The 4,898-nt window shown below is 58.1% G+C and carries 4 protein-coding genes; 2 read left to right on the top strand and 2 right to left on the bottom strand.

All coding sequences use genetic code 11. The features are described from left to right. Together F1735_RS32490 and F1735_RS32485 are read right to left on the bottom strand one after the other, a co-directional pair. Positions 1 to 3,776, bottom strand: a 3,776-nt coding sequence (locus F1735_RS32490; RefSeq protein ID WP_167241011.1) for a DUF6531 domain-containing protein, incomplete at its 3' end; no start/stop codon positions are given. A gap of 185 nt (positions 3,777 to 3,961) precedes the next feature. Beyond that, complete coding sequence (locus F1735_RS32485) at positions 3,962 to 4,288, bottom strand: hypothetical protein (RefSeq protein ID WP_167241009.1); 327 nt, start codon at positions 4,286 to 4,288, stop codon at positions 3,962 to 3,964. Positions 4,289 to 4,404: 116 nt separating this feature from the next. Between F1735_RS32485 and F1735_RS32480 the strand changes: the two genes are divergently transcribed. After that, the gene (locus F1735_RS32480; RefSeq protein ID WP_167241007.1) at positions 4,405 to 4,680 is read left to right on the top strand and encodes a hypothetical protein; all 276 of its coding nucleotides are present in this window, start codon (positions 4,405 to 4,407) and stop codon (positions 4,678 to 4,680) included. Further along, on the top strand, positions 4,677 to 4,775 hold the full coding sequence (locus F1735_RS37620) for an AlpA family phage regulatory protein (protein ID WP_167241005.1): 99 nt from the start codon (positions 4,677 to 4,679) through the stop codon (positions 4,773 to 4,775). The genes F1735_RS32480 and F1735_RS37620 overlap by 4 nt, the downstream gene beginning before the upstream one ends. The last annotated feature ends 123 nt before the right edge of the window (positions 4,776 to 4,898 follow it).

Raw genomic sequence — 4,898 nt, 5'->3', positions numbered from 1 at the left:
GCATTTTCTTCTGCACCGCTGGCACGCGGTTTAACCATGGCGACCGGCATCCCCTCCAAATAAATGGTTTCCTGTATCGGCGTCCCGGCGCTGTTGTACTCGCCCACCATCTGCCCTGCCTCGTTGTAGACGAAATAGGTCGATGCGCCAGCCGCATCAGACTTGATAGCCCGCTGGCCGAGCCCGTTGTAGCGGTGTTGGACAGCCGCGCCACCGATGCCCGTTGCGCTGCTCAGACGCCCATTGTTGCCATATGTATAGCGTATCGCTCCGTCACTGATGAGGTTACCCTTGGCGTCATACGTATTGCGTTTGGCTGGCACTGGTCCGGACGTGGAAGTAAGCCGATTGCTGCCGGGATCGATCATGTTGAGGTAGCTGTTGGGACCGACTTTCAATCCGGTGCGGTTACCACTGGCATCGTATTCGAAACTCTGGCCCCCGATGGCGCTATCAAAACCGACCAGGCGGTCACGCCCATCGTAGTAGTAGCGCTGGTCCAGCTTGCCCGGCGCCCCCCCCCTGTGTGTGCTGGAAACGATGCGCCCGGCGGCATCGTAACTAAGCGTGCGTAGCGCACCGCCAGCCGCCGAGTGTCCCAGCGGATAGCTGACCAGCCGGTTTTCAAGGTCGAACTGGCGCTCGTATTTATTGGGACTGGCCGCGCTGTGATTACCCCACAACCAGGAGCGCACAGCGCCGAAGGGCTGGTGCGTGATGTCGCTCAGAATCGTCGTGCGCGCAGCATTTGGGCGCGTCAAGCCCAGGGCGGACGGTTTTCCATTGCTGTCGTAGGTGATATCGATGCGATTGCCGCTGGGGTAGGTCATCGCGGTCACGTGGCCCACGGCGCTGCCCGTGCTGCCATAGGTGTAGGCAGTCACAAAGCGCCGGGAAGCCGCTCCGTTCGTTTGTTCCTTCCTCAACAGCCTTCCCATACTGTCGTAGACATACACTGTTTTTCCAGCCTCATCCGTCATCGCCGTGATACGGCCTGCTGCGGGCGTGCCGGCCGCACCATACTCAAACGTGCTGGCGCCGATACCGGTCACGCGACCCGCCGCGTCGTATCGATAGGCAGTCTTGCGTCCGGCCGCATCCAGGCTCGATATCGCGTTCCCCGCCCCGTCGAACTGCGTGCTCGTGGTGCCTGTATCGGGACTGATCAACGTCGTCTGCTGCCCCAGTCCGTTGAAGACGTAGCGCGTCTGCATGCGGCGTGGATCGAGCACCGATGCAAGCTGATCCTGCGGCGTGTACGCGTAATCGATGGTTGCGGGCTTGCCCGTGGCATCCGCAGCAGGGAGCGTCTGTTGGATCAGACGATTAAACGCGTCGTAAGTTCCCTTGCTAACGCGACCAAGTGGATCGGTACTCGATGTCAGGTTGCCAGTTGCATCGTATTCAAAGCGCGCGCCTGGGTCTTTGGCGCTGCGCTGCTCCCGTTGCAGGCGACTGAGCGCGTCAAAGGCGCGCGTGGTTTGCGCCACCAGTTTGCCGTTCGGGTCTTTCACTTCCTGGCGCACGACATTGCTCATGGCATCGAGGGTGAAGTTGATACTGTTGCCGGCACGGTCGCGCAAGCCGGTCATGCGGTGCGCGTCATCGTACGTGTACTCCAGCGTCGATCCGTCGGGCGCAGTTGTACGGATCAGTTGTCCCGCAATATCGTATTCATAACGCGTGGTTTCAGCTTGCCCACTTGTCGCGCGGACGGCGCTGGACACCAAGCGCTGGCGCTGGCCATATTCAAGCCCAACAATCTGTCCATTGGGACGCTGAATTTTGGTCGGTAAGCCGTCCTCGCTGTATTCGAGGTAACTGGTCACCTCGCCAACGCTGTTGCGCACACTCGCAAGGTCGCCAGGGGAGTGACTTGCGGTCGTGTCCGCGTAGTAAGTCATGCTGGTCGATTCGGCCTTGCCATTCGCATCGGCCGGTCCGGTACTCGTCAGCAGCTGCCCGTTGGGATTGTAGGTGTAGCGCCATTCCTGAACCGGGCCGGTTCCCACCGCCGCGAATCCGAGCGCGCCATTATTGTCATTGGTCGCCTGAACGCTCGCACGACAAATGACGGCTATCGGTTTTCCATTGGGCAGCATCGCACCGCCAGCGCATTCCACAAGCTTGCCGGCGGCGTCGCGCTGGCCGTTATAGATTTTCGTATCCATGCGCCCTGGCGTGGCGATCATCGTGGCAAGAGGCCAGTCTGGATGCCAGCGCGTACTGGTCTTGCGTGCCCCGGCCGGAATTGCGCCATCGAGGCTCGCAGGGCACGTAGCATCTTTGGCTAGCCCGGTCGTGCGTGCCAGTTCGGTTCCACGGATGGGATCACTGATGAAGCAGGTCTTGTTTCCATTAAAATCAGTACGGCTTTCCACGTCGCCTTTTCGAGTGTAAGTGGTTGCCTTGGCACTTGCGGCGCAGCCAGCGCCTGCAGGCTGGCTTTCGGCGGTAATCTGGCTCTTGTAATTGGAATCGTACGCAACGGCAATGTTGCGGCTGCTGCCAAGCGCATCGGTCACAATCCGCTGGTCCCAGCTGGGATAGGAAAATGTGTAACGTTGCGCACCGCCGGCGTGCTCCGACAGCACCGCCCGAGCGTCAGCGTCATATGCATACGTGGCAAAGCGCTTGCCATGTTCATCGGTAATTCCGGTGAGTAGGAAGCGGTCTTGGGCGTCTTCGTAGTGGTATGCACGCGATGACATCTCCATACCGGAGCGGTCGAGATAATGCACACCGATCAGGCGGGACATGCCTTCAATAGGTGGGTAGTCACCAACGACGGTCTGCTCATATTCGTAACGTACGCTGCCGGTTGAACTGGCAATTGATACGATGACGTCACCTTCCCATGCGATTGCCAAGCTACGACCGCTCGTGTCGACAATCTTGCTGAGTTTGTTTTTAGCGTCGTAGGTGTAATGCGTCGCCATGCCGGTGCGGGTATGAACACTGCTGAGTCTGAACTCGTCGCCATCTCGGAGGTAGCGTTCAACCGTGCCGTCTCGCGTTGTCAAAAGCCAGACGGACTCGTCGGGGCCTTGCACTTCCAAAGCCGTTCTTTTGTCGAAACTGGACTTGTATGTACGGTCGTCCTGTCGCTGGAATTGGAAATAGCTGCCATCGCCGAGCGCCCCGTCGACTAACGACCGGCCCGAGCCAAGTGAGAGTGGGGCAGAGAACGCCCGCTCGAAGGAAAACGACCAGCCCACCCCTGCTGATTGTCCGATTCCGCTGTTGCGCATGCTACGGTAGGTGCGCAGAACTTGCAGCGCCTCATTACCTCCCCCATCAAGATCAGTTTCGGACTGAACTTTAGAGCCGCTTGCAAACTGAACCGGATTTCCTGCTGCCTCTCCGCATTTCAAGGGTTCAGGTTTAGTCTGCCTGATCTTGCGACAAAAACCCTGTCCGTAAGTCCCGTAACCATATTTGCAATGCAGCACGGTATTCCCTAACCACATAACACCACCGTTTGGAACGAGCCTGTAATAACATTTAAAATAGTTGCGCATGCCTGTATAAGGCTGCATTGACACGAGCTTTTCTTTTAGGTGATTCATTGCTCCTTTTTGACATGCGGTCAATGGATCTGATGCGTATTCGGTTGGGCTCATCCAGCTGCTTAGCTTGTAAACAGTCCATCCCAGCGTTCCCTCTGGCAGGGCACTCTCTGCACGGGCAGTTCCATGAACCAGGGATAGCAATATCAGCGCGGAAGGGACGAGCTGAATCAGCGACGGAAACGGGCTTGCGTTGGGCACGGTCATGGTCTTCTTGTCCTTTGCGGGAGAAGCTGGTATCAATTGCCAGCAGGAAAACCAAGAATATCCACTTCAATAAATTCGAACATTGCCTTGTCGCAAACGATAAACTGCACCGGTCAGTTCCAGATCAATCTTACCGGACCGGCTACTCGGCGCCGGTAGTGCGCCACGAGGTCCGCGCTGATCATCTACATGGGCGACTTGTCCGGGCCGTCGATCCTGTGCATCTCCAAGATCAGCGGGCCAGCATCGATGTCCCCATCACGATATTCAACTACCGATGGCGGAATTCCGGCATCGGTCACAAGCACCCCGCGATCACGTCTGTTAGAAAAGACCAACTGGGTCATTGCTTCGATCCCAACTATAAATGATGACCTCGTTGCGATCAACAGCCTTGCCGCCACCTGCTGTTCACGGCCGGGAACGACGCCGATTATCCAACCGAAGCGGGTGTACTTGAAAACATCGGCACGCTGATCAAGCACATCGCCGTCGAAGCGCAGTTCCTTCAAGAGCAGCAGGCCGACCTGAAAGCGACTCTTGATCGGGATGACCGGCGCGCCGCGTCCTCGCCGCTGCGCCAGAAAGCCGCCGCAAAGGTGGCGCCGGCGGAAAGCGGTGGTGCAGCATGAGCGCCCGCAACTCGCTGCCGGCGCAACCCGACGCAATTGCCCGCACCAGCGATGACAAACCTGCTGCTGAGAAAGCAGGCGGTCTGTGGGCTGATGCTATTGAGGCGGCGGCCCAGCTGGTCATCAAGCAAACCCAAATCCCTGGCGACTTGCTTGGCCCAGCTAGACCCGAAATGAAGGAAGCAGCCCGCAGAGGTCGAGTGATCGCCGCCGCCATCCGTGCATTGCAACGCCCCGCTGCCGGCGGCACAGCAGATAAGCGTATAGAATGATCAGCACGAAAAAGTTTCTCCGACTCCCAGCCGTCATCGAAATGGTCGGGATCCAGCGCAGCGCGATTTATGAGCGTATCAAAGCCGGAACGTAACTGTTTAGCCCTGACCGTTGTAAACGCGCAATTGTAAACATTCCGATATCCGGGCATGATGCCGGTCATGGTAAAACTTGCCCCTCTTCCCGACCTCTCGACTCTCTCGCATCCCGAAAAAGA

The sequence above is a fragment of the Massilia genomosp. 1 genome (assembly GCF_011682185.1).
GTDB classification, from domain to species: Bacteria; Pseudomonadota; Gammaproteobacteria; order Burkholderiales; family Burkholderiaceae_D; genus Telluria_A; species Telluria_A rubra.
Note: the sequence above shows the minus strand (reverse complement) of the source record. Positions and strands in the feature narration are given on the sequence as shown.